This is a genomic window from Robertmurraya sp. (assembly GCF_036676585.1).
Lineage (GTDB): Bacteria > Bacillota > Bacilli > Bacillales > Cytobacillaceae > Robertmurraya_A.
Genome location: NZ_JAKFCQ010000069.1, coordinates 1 through 19,635, shown reverse-complemented (window position 1 = coordinate 19,635; position 19,635 = coordinate 1). Strand labels below are relative to the sequence as shown.

The window sequence follows — 19,635 nt, the reverse complement described above, 5'->3', positions numbered from 1 at the left end:
TCCTCATTTTCGTATGTATGCATAACATATCACAATTTGTCGATTAAAAAAATTGGACAATTGACCTAGCGAGTACTTGTCCTTTTCTTTTTCTTATTCGAGATCAGGACGTTTGTTGTATGTTTCTATCATACATTACCAATATTGATGTAAATTTACCGTCTATTATAATAAAAAACCATTCTAAAGTAGTTTAATAGATTTTATGAAAAAAGGAAACTTCCATCTTATTCCTGCATAGATTTAAAGGTAGATTGAAGTAAAGGCGGAGAACAAGTGTGAGTCAATTGAAGCGATACATGACGTATAAACCTTGGGTAAGTTTGAAAATTGTTTTTTTACTAGTTTGTCTCATCGTACTTTTTCTTTTAGTAGCAAAGCTTTTCGTTAATAATACTAACATCACCGATCAACCTAAGGAGGACGAACCAGGGGAAAAGATCATCATCATCTTACCGAGTGGAAAAAAAGTTTATACGTACGAAAACTTGATTGTATCTGAAAATGGAAAACTGTACTACAAAGGAGATCGATCAGAGCTTGATTTAACAGGCGGAATTGTCAAATATGAAGATTGGGAATAAAAACGAAAGCCATCTATCGATGGCTTTTCATATTTATATTTTATAGTTTACTTTAATAACATTTGCCTTTTTTAATGTATCGTAAACAATAACGATAGCCGGGCCTAAAAATAATCCAAGAAAACCAATAAGCTTAAAGCCTATATACAGACTTACTAAAGATGCTAGTGGAGAAATCCCGAGACTGCTCGAATATACCTTCGGCTCAATGATCCTTCTAATTACTGTGATTAACCCGAACAAAATAATTAAGCCTACTCCTAGCAATTGATTTTCCTGTAAAATTGCCACAATTCCCCAAGGAACTAAAACAGAGCCTGTACCCAAAATAGGTAATATATCAACAATGACTATTAATAATGATAAAAGAGTTTTATTTGAAACCCCTAAAATCCATAATCCTGTGAATGCCATCACAAAGGTAATTACACTTAAAAATAGCTGAGCCTTTATAAACCCAACCCCCGCCCATGTAAGCTGGTTAATGACAAGGGATGCTTTCTTTAAACTTCCCTCCGTTAGATGTCTTTTTATATTTTCTTTTAATCTAGGTAGCTCTAAAGAAAACAGGAATAAAGCAACCAAGTATACTAAAAATTCAATTAAAAAACCAGGAATGGCTGTTAATAAAGATATGATGGTTTCAAACATAGTTTGTAAGAAGGCATCTAAGGAAGCGATACTTGACTCTATTGTGTTTTCCATCGATTTCAACACTTCTCCTGGAAGTGTTTGTAAATATCTTTCTAAGCTACCCATTATTGGTAAAAGTGTACTCCGATAAAAATCCTTTACAAAAGTCGGAGTGCTCTCTGACAAACGAAGAGTTTGTTGAATGATTAGAGTAAAAAAGTGATAGCCAATGATTACTAAACCTAATATGTACGTTAAGAATGATGCTAATACAGCATGCACTCGTGCAATCCTAAGTTTATTTTTATAAAACTCAACTAATCCTTCTAAAAATATAGCTGTAACTAAAGCAAAAACTAATGGCAAACTATACGGCAGTATGAAAAAGCCAACACTGCACAAGATAATAACGATAAGAAGCTTTTTTAGCATGTATTTCTCTCCTACTTTCCTTCCATAGTATTAGTATACAGCGATTTTCATATGGAAAAAAGAGTTAACATGAAATAAATATAAAAGGACAATGACCTTTTCTAACAAATGATCATTTGTCCTTTTCCAATTAATTATATCTGCTTAGAAAACTGTGATAAATACTTATAATTTAAACGACTATGCTGGTGTATTAAGTGAGCAGATTTCGTGGCACCTGCTTTTCGCAATGTATTTAGGGCTTTAATCGTTTCTTCCGCTGTACCAATTCCAATTCCATGACCAAAATATTTATCTTCACCTAAAAATACAACATTTTCTCCTATCCAAACCGGATTATCATAATCTGGATTGAAAAAATACATTACATCCCCCGGAATAAAATCCGAGCCGACTTTTGTAATAATTCCTAGGTCCTCATCATAGCTCCAATCCCAAATGAGAAGATGATTAAAAAGCCCATTAAAAGATCTCTCGTCAATGGATTGAAGAACAGCATAATAAAATATTACAACAATGGCCGTCGAACATTCAAAACCGTACTCTGTCCCATTATGAAAAATATCTTTTATCGCATCGGAGGGCAATACATTTGGCTTAAGCATATAACCTCTTGATGTTTTCAACCAATACATGGAGTTGAACTTTGATGTTTGAAATATAGAAAATTCTACTTCACTTTCGTTCAATGCAATGGCACTATTCATCATGTTTTCTCGTAACATCAATTCAAACAAAAGCTCTTTATTATGAACATAACTATGCACTTCACTACTGTTCTTTAAGTAGTGAAAAATTTCTGCTTGTTTGCTGGATAATTGAAAAGGGGGTATCTCTACATTCATTCCCGCAACGATAATCACAAATCCTTGACCTCCTTTCTCCATTACTACATGCTATGCTTCAATGGGAAAAGAGGCATCCATATTACGATACAAAAAAAGACGCAATAATTATGCGTCTTCCCTAGAAACTATTAACTACATTCAAATGATCTCTTTTTATACCGATCGGTGATACTGGATACCGTTTAAATAAGACAGGTAGATTTATACGTTCTAGCTCTCCTTCGTATAATAAGCTTCCGTATATACTACCATCAAGCTCTTTAACAACTTCTTGAAGGATATTTACATACTTTGAGTTTTCATTTAAAACCGCTTTTAAGCTAAGCCATTCCTCCTTATTTTGGAGAGGAAATACCGCTAATTGAATTCTTTTGTTAATCTCTTTTTCATTTTGAGTTTGATAGCTATATCGATGAACTTTCTGCAACGGTTGTTTTTGTTGTTCAATTTGCACTAAATCTTCAATCATAGCACTTGCAGTAGCCTTTGAACCAGCTCCTGGTCCTTGAAGCATAAGAGTCCCAACCAAATCCGTCTTAATAACAATGCCATTGTCTACTCCCTCCACATTGTAAAGAGGATGTTCTGAGCTTACAAACGTGGGCTTTACTGTTGCTTTGATTCCCTCATCTTCTCTTTTCAAAGAGGCCAGCAGCTTTAGCCTTAATCCATGCACCTCACCTAAGGCTAGATCTTCTAATGCGACTTGTTCAATCCCGATTCTTTCAACCTTTTCCCAGTCGGGCTGCTCATGATAGATTAAACTGCTTAAAATCATTTGCTTGTAGAAAGTATCTCTACCAGAAATATCACTTTCTGGGTTAGCCTCTGCGTAACCGAGTTGCTGTGCCTCTTGCAGGCAATCTTCAAAGCTTAATTTCTCATTTCTCATTTTCGATAGAATGTAATTGCTCGTTCCATTCAAAATACCCTCTAGAACTAAAATCCCATTCACTTGAAGGAGCTGAATAATCGTTCTAAGTAAAGGAATCCCTCCCGCAACGGCTGCCTCAAACGTTAAGAACTTACCTTTATTTAAAGCATATTCCGATAGCTCCTCACCACGATTAGCAAGCAATTCCTTGTTTGCACTTATGACATGACAGCCACGATCTAAAAATAACTGTATATAGGAATAGGCTGGTTCAATACCAACAATCGCTTCGAACACATAGTCTATTTTTGGGAGAGCTAGGATTTCGTCAATCTTTGTAGTTACAATAATATTCTTGGGAATCTGACGTTCCTTTTCTGTCTTCACTAAAATACCAACTATTTCAACCTTCTTACCAATTACCTTTTCCAGCTTCTCCTGATGAGTATGAAGGATAGAATCATATACACCTGAACCTACCGTACCAAATCCTAAAAGAACCACTTTCACCGTTTCCATCATGTTTTCCTCCTCTGATAAAATAAAAAACCCTCTTCCAAAGAAGAGGGTGTATTGTTATCATCTCTTCTTATCTGTCAAAGCACAATTGCTTTGCAGGAATTGGCACCGTGTTTTCTATAAAAAGAAAATCGGTTGCCGGGTATCATCGGGCCAGCCCCTCCACCACTCTGGATAAGAAATCCAATATTCAATTTATTTATGGATAATAATAGCACAAACTTTTTTTAAAAGTAAAGAAGAATTATAGAATCTTACAATTTTGCCATAAGATTATATATATCTTGAAGAGTCTCATATCCCTTTTGCTGAGCTTTATCAATAAAAATACACCACAGAACAGCTGTCAATTTAGCGTCTCCTAGTGCATGATGTCTATCCACTACTTCTATCCCATACCGCTCGCAAATATCCTCAAGCTTGTTTTGGGTTAATTCCGGATCGGCAACTCTTGATAGAAATGACGTATCAATGATGCGATGTTTTTGAGGGGCTTTGAATTGTTTCCAGTTCGCTGCTTGCAAGAAATTTTTTTCATGATTTGAATGGTGTGCAACAAGTGGCGTTCCTCTAGCAAAGTGATAAAAATCCAGCAGAACATTTGATAACGGCGGCGCACTCTTTAGCTCCTCTTCAGAAATTCCTGTTAACTCCTTCACCTGGACTGGAAGTTCTTTATCATATTGAACTAAAGAATAAAAGGACTCGGTTTCTTTCACATACGCACCTTTTGTCTTTATAGCACCTATAGACAAAATTTCATCGCCTTTTTCAGGAAAGAAACCTGTTGTTTCAAGGTCAAAAACCGTCACCTCTAATTCAGACAATGGAATCAGTAAGGCATTGTCTGAATTCAGTTCTTTTTGAATTTGACGCAAAAAGGCAACATGCTGACCGTTTTGTCCCTGTAAGCCACTATATACATTTGTCCCCAGTTTCCCCTGGATTCCCCTCACAAAATGAATAAATGGTTCAAACGCCATGATTTCCACCCTTTTCAATCATTCTTTGAACGTATTGCTGCAGCTTCTTTCCATCTTTCAGTATCTTTTTAATTAGTTTTTGATTGTCTTTCGTAAGTTTTTTTACATACAAATAGTGGGAATCATCATAAGAAGCCGTAATAGAAAGGTGATCTAATCGGAACTGAAGAAGTTGCGAAAAATTCTCCTGATATTGAGATAACTCCTCATACTTCTCTAATTTGTTTAGCTCTTTTAATCTGCCTATTGTACTAGTCTCGATTATTCCTTCTTTCCACGCCAATAGCCGAACTGCATTCACATATGGTATAAAAGCAGAATACTTCAAATCAATAGCTCCAGCATGTATTCCCTTCTCCTCAACAATGATTTGTCCTAGTGGACCAATTGTCTTTTTTACATGTTTTACATTTTCTAATAATCGGCCTAAAAATTGAGGATGGGAATGGCTATATTCGTGGATCACGTTTTTTAGATGGTAAAGGAGGTCATGGTCACCTACAAGTTTTCTAGCATCATAAAAAATTTGCAAATTACGAATCGAAACCCAACTGCTCTCCTCCATCCAACTTACCACCTGTTTATTCCAGCTGGCAGCTGTTTGACACCATAGTGGATTTGAACTCATTACCTTACCATCGCAAAATGGGTAACCAACTATTTGTAATCCAATTGATAATTCATTTCCTAAATCACTAAAATAAGAACCAGCCTCTTGACTATCGTCTTGAAAAATAATCCCATGATCTTGGTCACTTATTATTCCTTGTTCAAATCGTCCCCCGCTACCAGTAATAAACCATACAAAGGCACACGGAGGTTCAGCATTCATTCGGGCACTCGCAGCCTTAAATACCTTAATCATAATCTCGTCGTGGAACTTATTTAGAGAATCTGAATTTGATATATACTCTGCAACATGAGTTTCTTTCCATAATTTTATTGATTCATATGAACTCAAATCCTACACGCCCTTTAAGTAGATAAGGAAAGCCCCATAAAATGAGGCTCTCCTTATTAATTATGAAGAAACTTTTTGATTTTCACTAGTTAAAAATACTTCTGGGTATCCGTAGCTACCATGTTCACTTACATCTAGACCCATAATTTCTTCTTCTTCAGTTACACGTAATCCTCCAAGTACTTTCTTTGCAATCACTAGGATAACAAATGAGACGACGAATGCATATAAACCTGATACACCAACACCCATTGCTTGAACTCCAAGTTGCTCTAAGCCACCGCCATAGAATAAACCAGGCTTACCAACTGTCGCTAATTCTGGTGTTGCAAAAAAACCTGTTGAAAGTGTTCCCCATACCCCAGCCGTACCATGTACAGATAAGGCAAAGATCGGGTCATCAATTTTACGTTTTTCAAAGAATCTCGCGCTATAGAATACTAGAATTCCAGCTACAAATCCGATAACAACTGCTGCCCACGTATCAACGAAAGCACATGATGCTGTAATAGCAACCAGACCTGCGAGTGCACCATTTAAAATAGTTGGAATATCTGATTTTCCTAATACAACCCAAGAAATAATTAGTGCTGCCACTGCACCCGCACCCGCAGCTAAATTCGTGTTAAGTGCTACAAATCCAAAGAATCCAGCATCAACCGAAACGGTACTACCAGCATTGAATCCAAACCAACCTACCCAAAGAATAAGAACACCTAATGCTGTGAATACTTGGTTATGTCCATAAATATTATTTGCTGAGCCATCTTTGTTATATTTCCCAATACGAGGCTTTAATAGAATAGTAGCTGCTAGTGCCGCCATCGCTCCCGTTAAGTGAACAACTGTTGAGCCAGCAAAGTCTTGCTTACCATGTTCCGCTAACCAGCCACCGCCCCAGATCCAATGAGCAACGACCGGATAAACTAATGCTGAGAACAATACTGTAAAGATTAAATATACGGATAATTTTGCACGTTCAGCAAAACCACCAAGAGCAATTGTTATGGCAATTCCTGCAAATGCTAATTGGAATAAGAAGAATACTGAAGAATTAAGTGCTAAATCTAATTCTGCTCCACCATAGAAAAAGTTTGAAGCACCAACAAAGAAGTTAGCATTGTCACCAAAAATAAATCCAAAACCGACTGCCCAGAATACTAATGAAGCTAAACCGAATGTAAAAATGGTTTTACCAGCAATATGACCAGCGTTCTTCATTCGAGTGGAACCTGCTTCTAGCATGATAAATCCACCGATCATGAAGATAACTAAGACTGCTGATACCATTACCCATAGACTGTTCATTAAGTAGTTTACATCCATTTTTCTTTTCCCCCTTAATATTTGTTGTGTAACTTTACTTAACATTATAATGTCATAAAATATAACATCAGTTCGATTAAGTTTATTTTAAACGATATCTATAAAGAGTCAATATTATTTACAAACATTCTGAAAATACCATGTTAGATAATCTAACAATCAATATATGTAACCCCTTTCTTTACGATTTGACAACAAAAAACACCATCTTCCACAAGGAAAACGGTGTTATTTCGTGCTTATTTCATCAACAAGTTTTTCAGCTACTCGGCGATAATGATTGCTAATATTAATTAATGAGGCGATAAGGAGAACATTTTTTAAATAAAGATTATCTTCTTCAGTAGTATCTTCCATTTCTTCAATCACATCTTGCCAGTGTGACTTTACCTCTTCGTGAAAAGATGTAACATTTTTCATAGCCAAATTTAGGTAGGATGTATAGAATTTCTCTAAATCCAGATTACCTGATTGGATACCATCATTTAAACCAACTAATGTTGTTTTAATATCATTAATAGACAAGCCACCCTTAAGCTGGAATATGAGACTAATAAGTATAAGATGCTCCTTTGAATACTTCTTATTTTTTATCGGAATGAACAATTTATCCTTTGCGTAATTGTTTATCATTGTTTTCGTTAATAATTTCTCATCTTTATTTCTTTTCGTATCATTAAATTTCTGATCAAATAATTGAATAACTTGATCCATATATAAATCAATTGCTGGAATATCGTCCATTGTAATTTGTTGCTGCAATCCTAGCTCGTCTATAAGCTCATCAAGATGTTTCATAATACTCTCCTTTTTTCTTCTATCTACATTTCAATTTTACTTCACAATTCATTATTAGTAAATGTTGACTAGTTGTTGTAATACGTATACTATAATAAGTAGTTATAAAAACTACATGTAAAAAAGGAGAGAAGCACATGCTTTCTTATATTAGAGAACCTATCAATGGTCTTACCCATTTGGCAGGAGCCATTCTTTCGTTTATCGCCCTCTTAGCGTTGGTGATTAAAGCTTCCATAACAACGAGCTCCGCTTTGACAATTACTTCTGTTATCATTTTTGGGATAAGTATGATATTGCTGTATTCAGCATCTGCCACATACCACATGGTTGTTGCAAAAGATTCGGTCATTGCTTTTCTGCGTAGGCTTGATCACTCGATGATTTTTATTCTCATTGCAGGGACGTATACTCCTTTTTGTTTAATTAGTCTGAATGGATTAACCGGTTGGGTACTGTTTTCTATTATCGTATTTGCTGCTCTTTGTGGTGTGTTATTTAAAATGATTTGGTTTAGTTGCCCGCGTTGGTTATCAACAGTCATTTATATTGTGATGGGTTGGATGGTAATCTTTGTCGCTTCTCCTCTTGCAGATATTTTGAGTAGCTCTGGTTTATTTCTGCTCGTTTTAGGAGGAATTTTTTATACAATTGGCGGTATTATTTACGGAGCGAAACCTAAATTTCTTCAATCACGTTTTATGGGATTCCATGAGATTTTTCATATTTTCATCATGCTCGGATCGACCGCTCACTTCCTATGCGTGTATATGTATGTACTATAAATTAAATAACAAATCCCCAATTAATCAATTAATTAGGGACTTGTTTTTGTGACTTCCAATAATAAATTTCGGATTAATCACAATCGGTAATTACTACTCCTAAAGGTACAGGAACACCATTAAATGTGTTGAAAACTCGTGTATTTGTTTCATCAAATAATTCTAAATCAATGATGTCGTTCGCATCGTCAACAAATAGAGAAAATGTGTACGTACCAGGATCAATTCCTTCGCTACCTGCCTGTACTTGACCTGAACCAGTAACAAACATTACATTTTCTTGTCCTTCGCCTGGGCAGTTAATTGTAAAAAATTCATCCGCAACAAAAGTAAATTCAACAAAAGGATCCATTCCGTCAGTACTAGTAAAGGTAAACGTGAAATTTGTACCCTCAAGAGTACAGGAAGGGCAAATATTACTACTTGTTGAAACATCACCTACTCTATTTTGTTGCTGGACCTGTACCGTTTGCCCCTCAGTCGAAAATCCAAAATCTGTTCTGCAATCACAAGGTGCTGCAGTAGTAGTGGTCGTTGTATCAGTCGTTGTTGTCGTTGTATCGGTAGTAGTGGTCGTTGTATCAGTCGTTGTATCAGTCGTTGTATCAGTAGTAGTTGTTGTGGTGGTTGTTGTTGTTGTTGTGGTGGTTGTTGTTGTTGTTGATGTAGAAAGAAAATCAAGAATATTTTCGAATTTAAATTGAAGTAACATTTCTTTTTTAATGATAGTTTGCAACATTCTTTCCACTTCACGATTTACTTGCAATAATTCAGCAAGGCTCCCAGCAACAATATTCGGGTTTACTATATTTCCTTGATCATCCACAAGAGTACCGATTGCTCCCTGAAGCTTCTCAGCTTCAGTATTAATTAGGTGCGCTAAACCAAGTTCTTCAAATGCAATCGAAGCAAGAAGCAAGAGAATTACTTGTTCAGAATCAAGACCATCGATTGGATTAATACCATCAGGAGGGATATTTGGAAAAGACATATTAAGATATACAACTCCTTTTCAATTTAATGTAACAATAATAAATTATTCAAGTTCCCGTAGTTTGTATAGACACTTATAGGTGAATATGACAATTCTAATAAATGTTCTTCCTTCTCTATACTTAATTTATTCCATCCTTGTAATATGGGTTTGGACTTATTTCATGTCAAACACACATTTTTTCAAGCGTTTTATTATAACTTTTAAGCTTCGTCATTTCTTTGAAAAACTTGTTGATATGAATCTATTTATAGCGTGAAAAAGACCACGACCTACAAAAAAACACCCAATTGCTTTAAGCAATTGGGTGTTTATATAATGACCTGTGAGGGACTTGAACCCCCGACCCCCACCCTGTCAAGGTTGTAGAGCGAAACAGATTATAACAGATTTAGTTTGAAATCGTTGATATTATAGGCTTTTATTCTTCCTATGTATGATTTAAACAGATAAAATTGGTGGCAGTATGATTGGTTTTGCCACCATGTTGCCACCAATACAATAGCTATCAAACCCCTTGTCCTATAAGGTAATTAATCACCTTAAGCCACCATTTTAGGTGTAACTAACCACAACATATATACATAGAGATGTACGTCAATTATTTATGATGGTTGTAGCTAAATCCGTGATTTAGGAATTCTTTAACAATGTAAATACCTTCCTCATCCTATTGATGAAATGATAAAATAGCCCTATGAAACAACTAGGGGGAGACTATGAACGAAACACATGATCTATTAGAAAAATATCAAATCAAACTAAAAGAAGGTATCCGAGAATACCGCGATACCAAGGATTCACTCCAGTTCAGAGCTAAAATTGATGAGATAGTTAGTATTATTGCTAGTATGGATAATAGCAACATAAAGACCGATGAAATGTTTGAATCTTATATGGGGATGGCCAGAGATTTGGTTTATTATAGTTTGGAACTGAAAGATTTTCATTTGGGCGATTCCATTTACAAAAGACTATGCCCGGGATTACCAACGAGTTTTCTTCAAGAGAAGGACATTGATAAGAAAAAAAAACAATGGGGGTTTTACTCGGACCTTGTCATGAATTATTTTACCATCCAGCACAATTTGAACGGGATTTCGTCCGAACAATTACTTTCTCTTGGGATGGTTTTAAAGTGGTTCAAGAGATATAACGGATACTTCGACACCGATAAACCACTTTTTATAGATATGCTGATCGATACACATTCAGAATGGAAAGAATTAATTACTCCGGAAGAGGAAGAAACTTTTTGGACCGAACTTACCAATTGGATGATACAAGACTTTCTAAATGCAGTCTCTGATAATCTTACGCTTTATAAAAAAGTGAAAAGTTTTTATACCAGTTATAAAAAAACAAAACGCCTTGACCCCTTGGCCTATCGAGTCGTTGAATATGCAATGCTGATTGTGGGCGTTGCAGAAAAGAAACTGGAATACACCACTTTGGTGGATAAAGCCTCCTCCTTCCTCAAACATATGAAGGAGCCTTTTTGTAAGAGACAGGGTGAAGGACTTTCTGAAATATTCTCTGAAATCATAACCCTCTGGATACCTACAGGACATTTTTCTGATACCCAGCTTCTCGGAAGAATTGTACGCGAAAGCAACTCTACCACCTACAAAAAGGAGGTTTTCTCTAAAATAATCACTTACGGGATAGACCTTTCCAAGTGGTATAAAAACAAAGCTTACTCCCTAGTTGCTTACGCCTATGAGGAGGAATTATTTTCAGAGAAAAAAGTGGAAAGTCACCGTTTCGAAATTGCCTTTAGCCTAGCAAACGGTAAAAAATATGAGAAAGCGAAAAAGCTCTATGAAGAGCTAATACAAAACGAACAAGGCTCGGGTGCTGTACTAAACAACTTAGCCGTTATCTACAGGGATATAGACAAAAACTACGATAAAGCCCTAGAATTTTTCGAACTCGCCGCAAAAAACGAACCAGAAGAAGAACTTTTTCAAAGAAACATCAAAACAACAATGGAAATGATCAAAAAAGAAAAAGAAAAACCGAAAAGGCAGATCGAGAATTATTTTAAAAAGACTGACAAACAGCTAAAAAGTATCTGTTTCACCATATACAAATTGGAAGACCTTGATAAAGTCACCATCGAAGATATTGAAAATGCAACAAGCTTCAAAGGTACTTACCTTAAAAAACACTTGTCCCAACTTGAAAATTTGGAACTGATCTTCTTTGATGCCGAAAAGGGATGGAAGCTTGAATCTCCTATCCGGGTGAAAGTGGCAAGTTATGTTGATCCGAAACTAGAACGGCAAATCATCCGGAACAACAGGGCAGTGATGTACCGCCCTATCTTTTATCATGAAGCGGAAATCACACTGTACCGGGTCTTGACGGAACTTTTTCCACAGCATTTTGTTTTTCCAAACATGGACTTAAAAACGATTATCCAAGTGGAAAAAATAAGAGACTATATCGGCAGCGAACTTTTAGATTATCTATTCAAGGCCCATGTAGATTTCGCCATCATCGAAACTAAAACGTATTTCCCAATCCTCACCTTTGAGAGGGACAGTGAATTTCAGGATGTAGAGCCCCAAAAATCGAACGCCGTAAAGAAGAATACGATTTTCGAGACAAGCGGACTTCCATTAATACGTATACGTTACAATAGTGCCATGGATTATGAACGGTTGAAAGAAGAAATCAAACAGGCAACTAAAGAGTACATCCTTCAAATTAGCGGAAACACAGATGCAGAGACCCGAAGGATTTTGGAGTCAATCGACCCGAAACGATTTGGTATCCTTAAGGACCTGCCGTCTGACGATGAGCTAAAAGAAGCGTGGAAGAAATTGGTTGGAAACATGGTGGCGGCCCATACGAATTTGCTTGAGTTTGACCAAGAACAGTGCGTGTTAAGGGTTACTGTAGAAGAAACCGCGAGGCCGGTATTGGAACTTGGGGCAGAAAGCATCAAAAGCAAGCTTTATCAACAATTTCCTATTTTGAACTCAGTTCAGTTTTATTGGTCGTAAGCGCAAAAAAATGAATACGAGGTAAGGATTTCCTTTCGGAAAGATGGTGTAATTAAATTTTAGTGTTTATAACTATATAAAAAATAAGGACCTCTAAGAGGTCCTTATTTTTTACTAATGCATTAATCTGTTACTTATCTCGCCCTATACGTGGAAATTATGACATTATCATTTATTTTTTCTCTTGTTCGTATTTTTGCAGCTAATTTTAATATTTACGATGCAGTTTTATAAATCTTTTATTCACTTTTACTACAAATTGTTTTTATATAAGCTTTTTAGCTTTGCGCTTTAATTGATAAAATATTTTTGTTTATTCATCTTCATCCAAATCCCATAGAGGAATATCCCAGTCGGTAGTAGTACTTTTTGTTGATTTTTCTAAATTACATTTTTTGCATAATAATTGTAAGTTTGTAGGATCATTTGTACCAAATTTATCAAGGGCAACGATGTGATCAATATTTGGATCGGGATCTGTACTAAGCTCGTAACTCAAATCCTCCCTACGAATTACACATTTCGCTCTATCCCTATGAATTATTCCGTTTCTTATCCACTTTTTCCAATAATCTTTACGTTTAATCCGTCTATTTATGTCAAAACAATCTGGATATCTATTAATTAATTCATCGAGATTTTCTTTAATGAATTCACCAAGCCTTTCATGAAAATCGCGAAGAAAATATCTATTATTCATTAGGATATGCCATGCAGCATCCTTTGCCTTCGAATTACCTTCAAAGTATTTACTGGCTATTAATTCAAGATAACCTGAAAGTGAAACGCAAGCGTGACAGTTACATTTCTCATGGTCCTTTGATTTACATATTAGAACATTATCATAGTCCGGTTCCCGGTATCCTGTTAAATCAATTCCATTTTCATATTTAAAAGAATCAATTGCCTGCTTGTAATTTTCCTTTTTTACTTCATGGAGAATAAAATTTATTTCTTCCTCAAAATAACTCACATTCTGTACGAATAAATCTATATAATCATGAAGTACGGTATAAGGTTGGGGATCATAAAGTTTCGTAAAAGAATAATATCTTAATTTGTTACATAAATCACAAAAAATGTCGTACTCCTCATCATAAAAGGAACTAAGAATGTAACGCGCTAATTCAATTCCCCTTGTATAGTTAAGCGCCCTATGTATTACTGTCAATTTTAAATCATCACCCTTCAAATAATTAATTTTTTGTGGATAATCACCATTTATTATTAATCTTGTTCATCTACAAGAGCTCAGACACTTTTTAAAGGCAACTCCGCCTGTAAAGCATCAGGAAGCCTATCATAATTTCGTGTGATTGCTTGTAACAGTGTTGATGAATCTCATAACCTAATCGTAATAAAGTTTCTCCTGCCTCTTCCAAAACAACCTTATTAAACCCACCCCAAGAAACGAGAAGCCCCTGATCCGCGTCAAAATTTTTAAGGATACCTTGTAAATTCCTAAGGACAGTTACATCGATTGGTGATTGTGATGATTTGACTTGTACACAATTACGTTAATGTTTTGGTCAAGATCATTACGATATTTATAACCTCCTATTACTTCACCAATTGCTATTGAGGACGAAAATTTAGACGGTAATGCAATGAGATCTTTTTCCTTAATTCGATTGATAAACGTCCAAATTTGTCCAACTTCGTTATTAATAGTATTTTTTTTACTCCCTGGGTAGGTATTTTCATATATTTTTTTAGTTCTTCTCTGTTATTAATCTTAGATAAATCCGGTAAGTCACTCCACCTAATAGCTGCAACCCCATTGTTTAAGGCCCCTTTTTCTTGTTCTCCATTTCTTCCTACTCGTACTAGCCATAAGCTCATTGTTTTTCCCAACTCATAGCTACTGAGACTTGTCCTATAATGATCAATTAGGACTTAATTGCTGAGTCATTAGAGAATTATTACTTGAAAAATAATATAAGGATACTAGCGGCAGAGCAATATTTGGGCCCTGACGTCAGTATCCTTCCTAACTCTGGTTTACAGCTCACCAAATTTTCTAGAATTAACTATCTTTTCTCGCCTACTCATCAATAGGTTAAATGCTGATTCTGGCAACATTTGAAATTGCTCAGGCACTATTATCTGAGAAACAACTTTTTTTAACTGTTTGTTTCTACCCACACCTAGCAATATACAAAAGGTTGCTTCATCCTCATGTAAAACCCTCTCCATCAAGAAGCGTTTCCTTTCCACTTCTTCCCTTAAAAGCTTATTAGATGCATTAAGTAAAAATACCATAATAACCGGTAGTTCCTCTATTCGGTAATCCTTCATATAATTAACAGCTGTGTATGGTGTAAGAAGAGCTGAGCGCCCTTTTAATTCCAAGAGTCTCTGAGCTCTTGTAGAAAGAAAGTCATTAATTTGAGCACGGTTTTCTGAACCTAACAACAGCAAATATCTAGCAGCTCTGATACATATTGTATCTTTGGTGCTATCTAATAACTTTATCATCTGCTTGAACATCGGACTCATCTCTTGTTCAGGCTTTACATATGGTCCAATTAACATATCAAGGAAAACTTCCGATTCCTCATCCTCAAATTTACTATTTACCTTTCTAGCCATGTAAATATCTATTTCTTCCCTATAATTAGAGATAAATATATTGCTTGTTCCATATTCTTCAACCAATTGGTTTATTTGCTCAGAGTAGTCATTGTACTCAAAGTATAATCCTATGTGGTCTAATTCATCATTTACCTTAATATGTGGGTTTTTGGATGCCTTGCTTCTTTGATACAGATAATTTAAGAAAATGCTTGGTGAGTCAAATAACTCGGGGTATACTCTCAAATCATTCACTGAAACACACCATACCGGAAGATCATTGCTTTGGATGAATTCGGTTTTTTCAATTTGCGAGGCAACTTCATTGAAATCGTCCAACGTTACACAACAAGCCTGTATAAAATTAACATCTTTAATTAAAGAGAGAAACTCATAACGCTTTTTACTTTCCTTCTTATAGATCTCAATCTTACCAGAGCGATTGTATTCTTCAAATAGTCGTAATGACTGCTCATAAGGGTTTTGGGCCAAAGCTCTTAACGAATCCTTATAAGCCTCCTCATCGGAAAAAGGAGAGACAGGGGACAACGCTCCTCCCTTAACCTCTAAAATAATCATTACATCGTCATAAATAATAATACCATCACATTCACACCATTCATACTTCCCGTTTCCTCCAACAGGAGCTCTGTAAAATACATTCTGATACATTTGAGCTGTAGGAAGAATTTTTTTAAATAATGCAAAAGGAATTTTTTCTGATAAATCCTGTTGAATATTATTAATGGCTGTTGAAAGGTCTTTATTCCTTCTTCGTAGAGCACGAAGGACGGATCTATAAAAATTGTCTATTAAGTTATCAATAGAGAAGCAGTAATACTTATTCCCAATACCTAAAAAAGGTTTATATTTGATTGGTAATTCCTTAAGTATTACTTCCGAATAACTTGTAAAGAAGTCGCTATACTCACCTGGCAATATCGCCAGTTCTTTTATAAAGTCCAAGGGCCATCCCGTTATTCGCTCAACATCAAAGTACTCTGACATACTTAACAGTAACTCTTCAGAAAAATCTCCCTTTAGTGGGCCCCCACCATCGATCATAACATCCATGAACCCTGCCGTTCGTAAATGCTCACTGATTTTAAGAATTCCATCCACAATATCTGAAGCAGTTACTTTAAACACCTCTAAAAGATGTTCATTGTATGGAAGAAGTAAATCTTGAAAATGTTCTTTTTCGAATGTTGGATACAGCGTGCCCGATACGTTCATCTGCATGCCCTGAGAGTATTTGATTAATTCGTCACGTGGCATAACATCTACATACATATTTGCAGCAACAAAGAGTTCATCCAATTCTTCCATACATTCTCCTATTTCATCCATGTGCAAACATCCATCCTCGAAAGGCGCTTCCGAGGTTACTACAAGACTTTGTATAATATCAATTCCTTTGTTCATTGAAGGCTTACTGTTACCGAGGACAAACCTTTCCTGATCACTGAGAAGATAAAAAAACCTCTGTATGTAGAGTTTACTCATAGTGACTAAGGGGTTTCCTCTTAAAATTTTGCTTTGAATCTTCATGAGGGTTTCTTCCATTTTCTGTACTAGCTGATCAGGGTTAAGTGCAATCAACATTTCAGATAACTCATTCGCTTCCTTCATACACTACCTCTCTCTCTGAATCATAATAGTAAGTGGGAAGGTATAAAACCTCCTCTCATGAATTAGGCATGGATAGGCCAATCCTTGTATTTCTCTTTGGCTTCCTCAACGACGGCCTTTAGTATAAACTGCAGCACCTGCCCAGTCACTTTCTCCCGAATAAGCGTCTTGGTCACAGCCACCCGAACTTTTGCCATTACATCTGTTCGATGTGATTAAGTCCAGCCAGGCTTTAGTTCTTTCTTGAGTTCCTTTACAATGGACCGAACTAAGCCAGCAATGTACTCATTTGTAAACGATTGCTCCTTCATACTGGCCAATAATCTCGTAAAATGAGATCTCTTCCTCGCTGAGTCCCAAATTCTGACGTTTGTGAACCTCACTCTGTAATTCGTTTCGCAACTTCACCATCATATGAACTACATCAGCAGCTGTAATGATGCGGTCACGATACTCCCGCAGCGTTTTCTCCAACAATTCGCTCATAGATTTAGACGCATTCTTATTCTTGGAATAAACAACTTAATCTGATTCTCGATTAGCTGCTTAAACAATTTCAGCCGCAGATCCTGATGTTTCTTATCCTTCACATCAATCGTAAAGGACTCGTCTAGAATAGAAATGTCCGGTTTTCTCAATGCCTGCTACTGCAAATATATCAATAGTTTCTTTCGTTGTTAGGCTAATGTCCACCAAGCGAGCCAACTTACGCTCCAATTCTTTTTCAGAGGTAAAATCATTCATCTTAATTTTGCGAATTTGTGTTTTAACTGTCTCATACATCAGCACTTCATCCACCACCTGACGGATATCCATTTCATTGAGTACGTGTTTATATGCCTTCGACAGCTTCAACTGCGCTTCTAGAAAGTCCTTTTCCTCCGATATATCCAGAAATAACCCGACGAGCATAGCAAGAATGTCCTCCCACTCTACTTTATCAAGGCACTTCCAATTTGCCGGGCGTAGTGCATCTGGTACAAGGGTACGAATATGCCCTAAGGCATCCCAAAACAGCTGGAGTGCTTCCTCTATGTTTAAAAGCGATTGAGAGGCACTTTTGGTTTATTCGTATATTGCTTGGTTGCCTCCTTTAATTGATCTACGATTCCGATAAAATCTACAATCATGCCACTTTCCTTCTCAGGAAACATCCGATTGACACGGGCAATGGCTTGAATAAGGGTATGTCCCTTCATCGGCTTATCTACGTAGAGATATGTCATCGGCGGAAAGTATGAGCCGGTAAGAAACATATCAACTACCAAGCATAGCTTCAGCAGATCTTTTGGATCAGCCAAGCGTTCCTTGATAATTTTCTTTTCCTCATCATTCTTGATATGGGAGAACTTGCTGCCATCCTGGATGTCCTTCCACTCAACTGGATCATTTGTACCGCCCGTCATGATAACTTCCATCAAATGGCAATTCTAGATCTGTTTCATTTCATTATAAAGAGCAACACAGATTTCCCGGCTCATCGTGACAACTAAACCTTTTGCAAAAGGCTGTTCAATGCAGGCCCGATTGAAATGTGTCACAATTTCCTTTGCAAGCTGCCTCAACCGAACAGGAGTGCCAGCAATTTTCTTTAGCGCAGCAAACTTTCGTTTATATTCATCCAGCGCTTCGTCCCCCGTCCCTTTAGAGACAATTTCAGTGAAATCTTCAAGCCTCTACGGACTGTACCATATCATACGTATGAATGATTGGACCAAACTGCTCCGTTGTGTCTCTGCCCATCATGGAAACCGGCGTGTCAGTGAAGGCAACATGGGACGCGTTCGGCAATGCCAGCCGAAGATTCCCTGCCAATCCCTTTACTCCATATTGAGTATGGTGCGCTTCGTCAGCGATTACAATAAGGTTGTTCCGATCAGACAGACAGTATCGGGTGCTCGCTTTCGTTATCTTTCAATCGGAACTTCTCAATCGTGGACAGAACCACTTGACCACTCTCATTCCGTAGCAAATCCCGCAGATCATCGCCGCTTTGAGCTTGCTCTACCTTACCAATAAAACTGTATGCGGAAAGGAACGTATTATACAACTGCTCATCCAAGTCTGTTCGGTCTACCTGCAGGGCAACTGTTGGGTTTTGTAACTCCTTTGAGCGCCGCAATAGGTTGGAGAGAAAGAGCATAGTAAAAGACTTACCTGAGCCTGTACTGTGAAACACGGTACCAATTTTCTTATTACCGCCCGGACCTGCTGCCCGTAATGCCTCTTGATAAGCAATCTTTGCACCATGTTATGATTTAATCATATTAATTTTGCCACCAATTTGCCACCAATTCATCTGTTTTACTTCAAACTAAATTCCCTGTTATATAGAAAAAACCTTGATAACTCAAGGTTACCAAGGTTCTGTTATAATGACCTGTGAGGGACTTGAACCCCCGACCCCCACCCTGTCAAGGTGATGCTCTCCCAGCTGAGCTAACAGATCTCTTATTAAAGTACATATTTTATTATACTTGATTTAAGAGAATTGTCAATATCATCCCTCACTTATCAGAAGTCTTTAATTTTCCTTGAAAATTTATTTTCTCTCCGCTTTATCACAAAATTTTCCCAACTTTCTAACTCTATAAGTCTATTGATTTTGTTAGAAAATTATTACTATACTTACCTTACAACCTCGCAGGTTGAACCTTTAAGTCGGGAAGGAGTTCATACAT

Annotated in this window: 19 protein-coding genes, 1 tRNA gene, 1 pseudogene and 1 riboswitch; of the genes and pseudogenes, 3 read left to right on the top strand and 18 right to left on the bottom strand. The window is 36.6% G+C overall.

Annotated features, from left to right (window positions below):
• Positions 1-278: 278 nt before the first annotated feature.
• Positions 279-584, top strand: a complete 306-nt coding sequence (locus ACGLXV_RS09095) for a hypothetical protein (protein ID WP_391558347.1) — start codon at positions 279-281, stop codon at positions 582-584.
• A 33-nt stretch (positions 585-617) separates the two neighbouring features.
• Here ACGLXV_RS09095 and ytvI read toward each other — a convergent pair whose 3' ends face one another.
• The 7 genes from ytvI to ACGLXV_RS09060 form a co-directional block, all read right to left on the bottom strand.
• Positions 618-1,649 carry a sporulation integral membrane protein YtvI gene (gene ytvI / locus ACGLXV_RS09090; protein WP_391558346.1) on the bottom strand — a complete coding sequence of 344 codons (1,032 nt, stop codon included), beginning with the start codon at positions 1,647-1,649 and terminating at the stop codon, positions 618-620.
• A 134-nt stretch (positions 1,650-1,783) separates the two neighbouring features.
• Complete coding sequence (locus ACGLXV_RS09085; protein WP_391558345.1) at positions 1,784-2,512, bottom strand: protein-glutamine gamma-glutamyltransferase; 729 nt, start codon at positions 2,510-2,512, stop codon at positions 1,784-1,786.
• 103 nt (positions 2,513-2,615) lie between these two features.
• Positions 2,616-3,893 carry a homoserine dehydrogenase gene (locus ACGLXV_RS09080; protein ID WP_391558344.1) on the bottom strand — a complete coding sequence of 426 codons (1,278 nt, stop codon included), beginning with the start codon at positions 3,891-3,893 and terminating at the stop codon, positions 2,616-2,618.
• Between the two features lie 64 nt (positions 3,894-3,957).
• Positions 3,958-4,071: riboswitch (SAM riboswitch) on the bottom strand.
• Between the two features lie 73 nt (positions 4,072-4,144).
• On the bottom strand, positions 4,145-4,873 hold the full coding sequence (locus tag ACGLXV_RS09075; RefSeq protein ID WP_119707298.1) for an exonuclease domain-containing protein: 729 nt from the start codon (positions 4,871-4,873) through the stop codon (positions 4,145-4,147).
• Entirely contained in the window at positions 4,863-5,834 is a 972-nt protein-coding gene (locus ACGLXV_RS09070; protein WP_391558343.1) for a DUF294 nucleotidyltransferase-like domain-containing protein, read from the bottom strand. Before ACGLXV_RS09070 ends, ACGLXV_RS09075 begins: the two co-directional genes overlap by 11 nt.
• A gap of 60 nt (positions 5,835-5,894) precedes the next feature.
• Positions 5,895-7,160: an ammonium transporter gene (locus tag ACGLXV_RS09065; protein WP_119707296.1), complete on the bottom strand. Its 1,266-nt coding sequence runs from the start codon at positions 7,158-7,160 to the stop codon at positions 5,895-5,897.
• Positions 7,161-7,388: 228 nt separating this feature from the next.
• Positions 7,389-7,958: a DUF1836 domain-containing protein gene (locus ACGLXV_RS09060; RefSeq protein WP_391558342.1), complete on the bottom strand. Its 570-nt coding sequence runs from the start codon at positions 7,956-7,958 to the stop codon at positions 7,389-7,391.
• Positions 7,959-8,095: 137 nt separating this feature from the next.
• Here ACGLXV_RS09060 and trhA point away from each other — a divergent pair, with 137 nt between their 5' ends.
• Entirely contained in the window at positions 8,096-8,743 is a 648-nt protein-coding gene (trhA, locus tag ACGLXV_RS09055; RefSeq protein WP_391558341.1) for a PAQR family membrane homeostasis protein TrhA, read from the top strand.
• 73 nt (positions 8,744-8,816) lie between these two features.
• Here the strand turns inward: trhA and ACGLXV_RS09050 are convergent, their stop codons facing one another.
• Positions 8,817-9,734 (bottom strand): alpha-helical endospore appendage domain-containing protein, encoded by a 918-nt coding sequence (locus ACGLXV_RS09050; RefSeq protein WP_391558340.1) that lies wholly within the window; start codon positions 9,732-9,734, stop codon positions 8,817-8,819.
• A 722-nt stretch (positions 9,735-10,456) separates the two neighbouring features.
• Here ACGLXV_RS09050 and ACGLXV_RS09045 point away from each other — a divergent pair.
• Positions 10,457-12,748, top strand: a complete 2,292-nt coding sequence (locus ACGLXV_RS09045; protein WP_391558339.1) for a DUF2726 domain-containing protein — start codon at positions 10,457-10,459, stop codon at positions 12,746-12,748.
• Positions 12,749-13,061: 313 nt separating this feature from the next.
• Here ACGLXV_RS09045 and ACGLXV_RS09040 read toward each other — a convergent pair whose 3' ends face one another.
• From ACGLXV_RS09040 to ACGLXV_RS08995, 10 genes and pseudogenes are all read right to left on the bottom strand, one after another.
• Positions 13,062-13,919, bottom strand: a complete 858-nt coding sequence (locus ACGLXV_RS09040) for an HNH endonuclease (RefSeq protein ID WP_391558338.1) — start codon at positions 13,917-13,919, stop codon at positions 13,062-13,064.
• A gap of 91 nt (positions 13,920-14,010) precedes the next feature.
• Positions 14,011-14,229 carry a hypothetical protein gene (locus tag ACGLXV_RS09035; protein ID WP_391558404.1) on the bottom strand — a complete coding sequence of 73 codons (219 nt, stop codon included), beginning with the start codon at positions 14,227-14,229 and terminating at the stop codon, positions 14,011-14,013.
• 94 nt (positions 14,230-14,323) lie between these two features.
• A complete protein-coding gene (locus tag ACGLXV_RS09030; RefSeq protein ID WP_391558337.1) occupies positions 14,324-14,590 on the bottom strand; it encodes a hypothetical protein in 267 nt (88 codons plus the stop codon).
• A 159-nt stretch (positions 14,591-14,749) separates the two neighbouring features.
• Positions 14,750-16,954, bottom strand: coding sequence for a hypothetical protein (locus tag ACGLXV_RS09025; protein ID WP_391558336.1), 2,205 nt, complete (start codon positions 16,952-16,954; stop codon positions 14,750-14,752).
• Between the two features lie 285 nt (positions 16,955-17,239).
• Positions 17,240-17,544 (bottom strand): annotated as a pseudogene (locus ACGLXV_RS09020) (type I restriction enzyme endonuclease domain-containing protein).
• Between the two features lies 1 nt (position 17,545).
• On the bottom strand, positions 17,546-17,947 hold the full coding sequence (locus ACGLXV_RS09015) for a type I restriction enzyme endonuclease domain-containing protein (protein ID WP_391558403.1): 402 nt from the start codon (positions 17,945-17,947) through the stop codon (positions 17,546-17,548).
• A 44-nt stretch (positions 17,948-17,991) separates the two neighbouring features.
• Positions 17,992-18,360, bottom strand: coding sequence for a type I restriction enzyme subunit R domain-containing protein (locus ACGLXV_RS09010; RefSeq protein ID WP_391558335.1), 369 nt, complete (start codon positions 18,358-18,360; stop codon positions 17,992-17,994).
• Positions 18,361-18,622: 262 nt separating this feature from the next.
• Positions 18,623-18,838: a hypothetical protein gene (locus ACGLXV_RS09005; RefSeq protein ID WP_391558402.1), complete on the bottom strand. Its 216-nt coding sequence runs from the start codon at positions 18,836-18,838 to the stop codon at positions 18,623-18,625.
• Positions 18,831-19,193 (bottom strand): DEAD/DEAH box helicase family protein, encoded by a 363-nt coding sequence (locus ACGLXV_RS09000; protein WP_391558401.1) that lies wholly within the window; start codon positions 19,191-19,193, stop codon positions 18,831-18,833. Before ACGLXV_RS09000 ends, ACGLXV_RS09005 begins: the two co-directional genes overlap by 8 nt.
• A 137-nt stretch (positions 19,194-19,330) precedes the next feature.
• A tRNA-Val gene (locus ACGLXV_RS08995) sits at positions 19,331-19,403 on the bottom strand.
• Between the last annotated feature and the right edge of the window lie 232 nt (positions 19,404-19,635).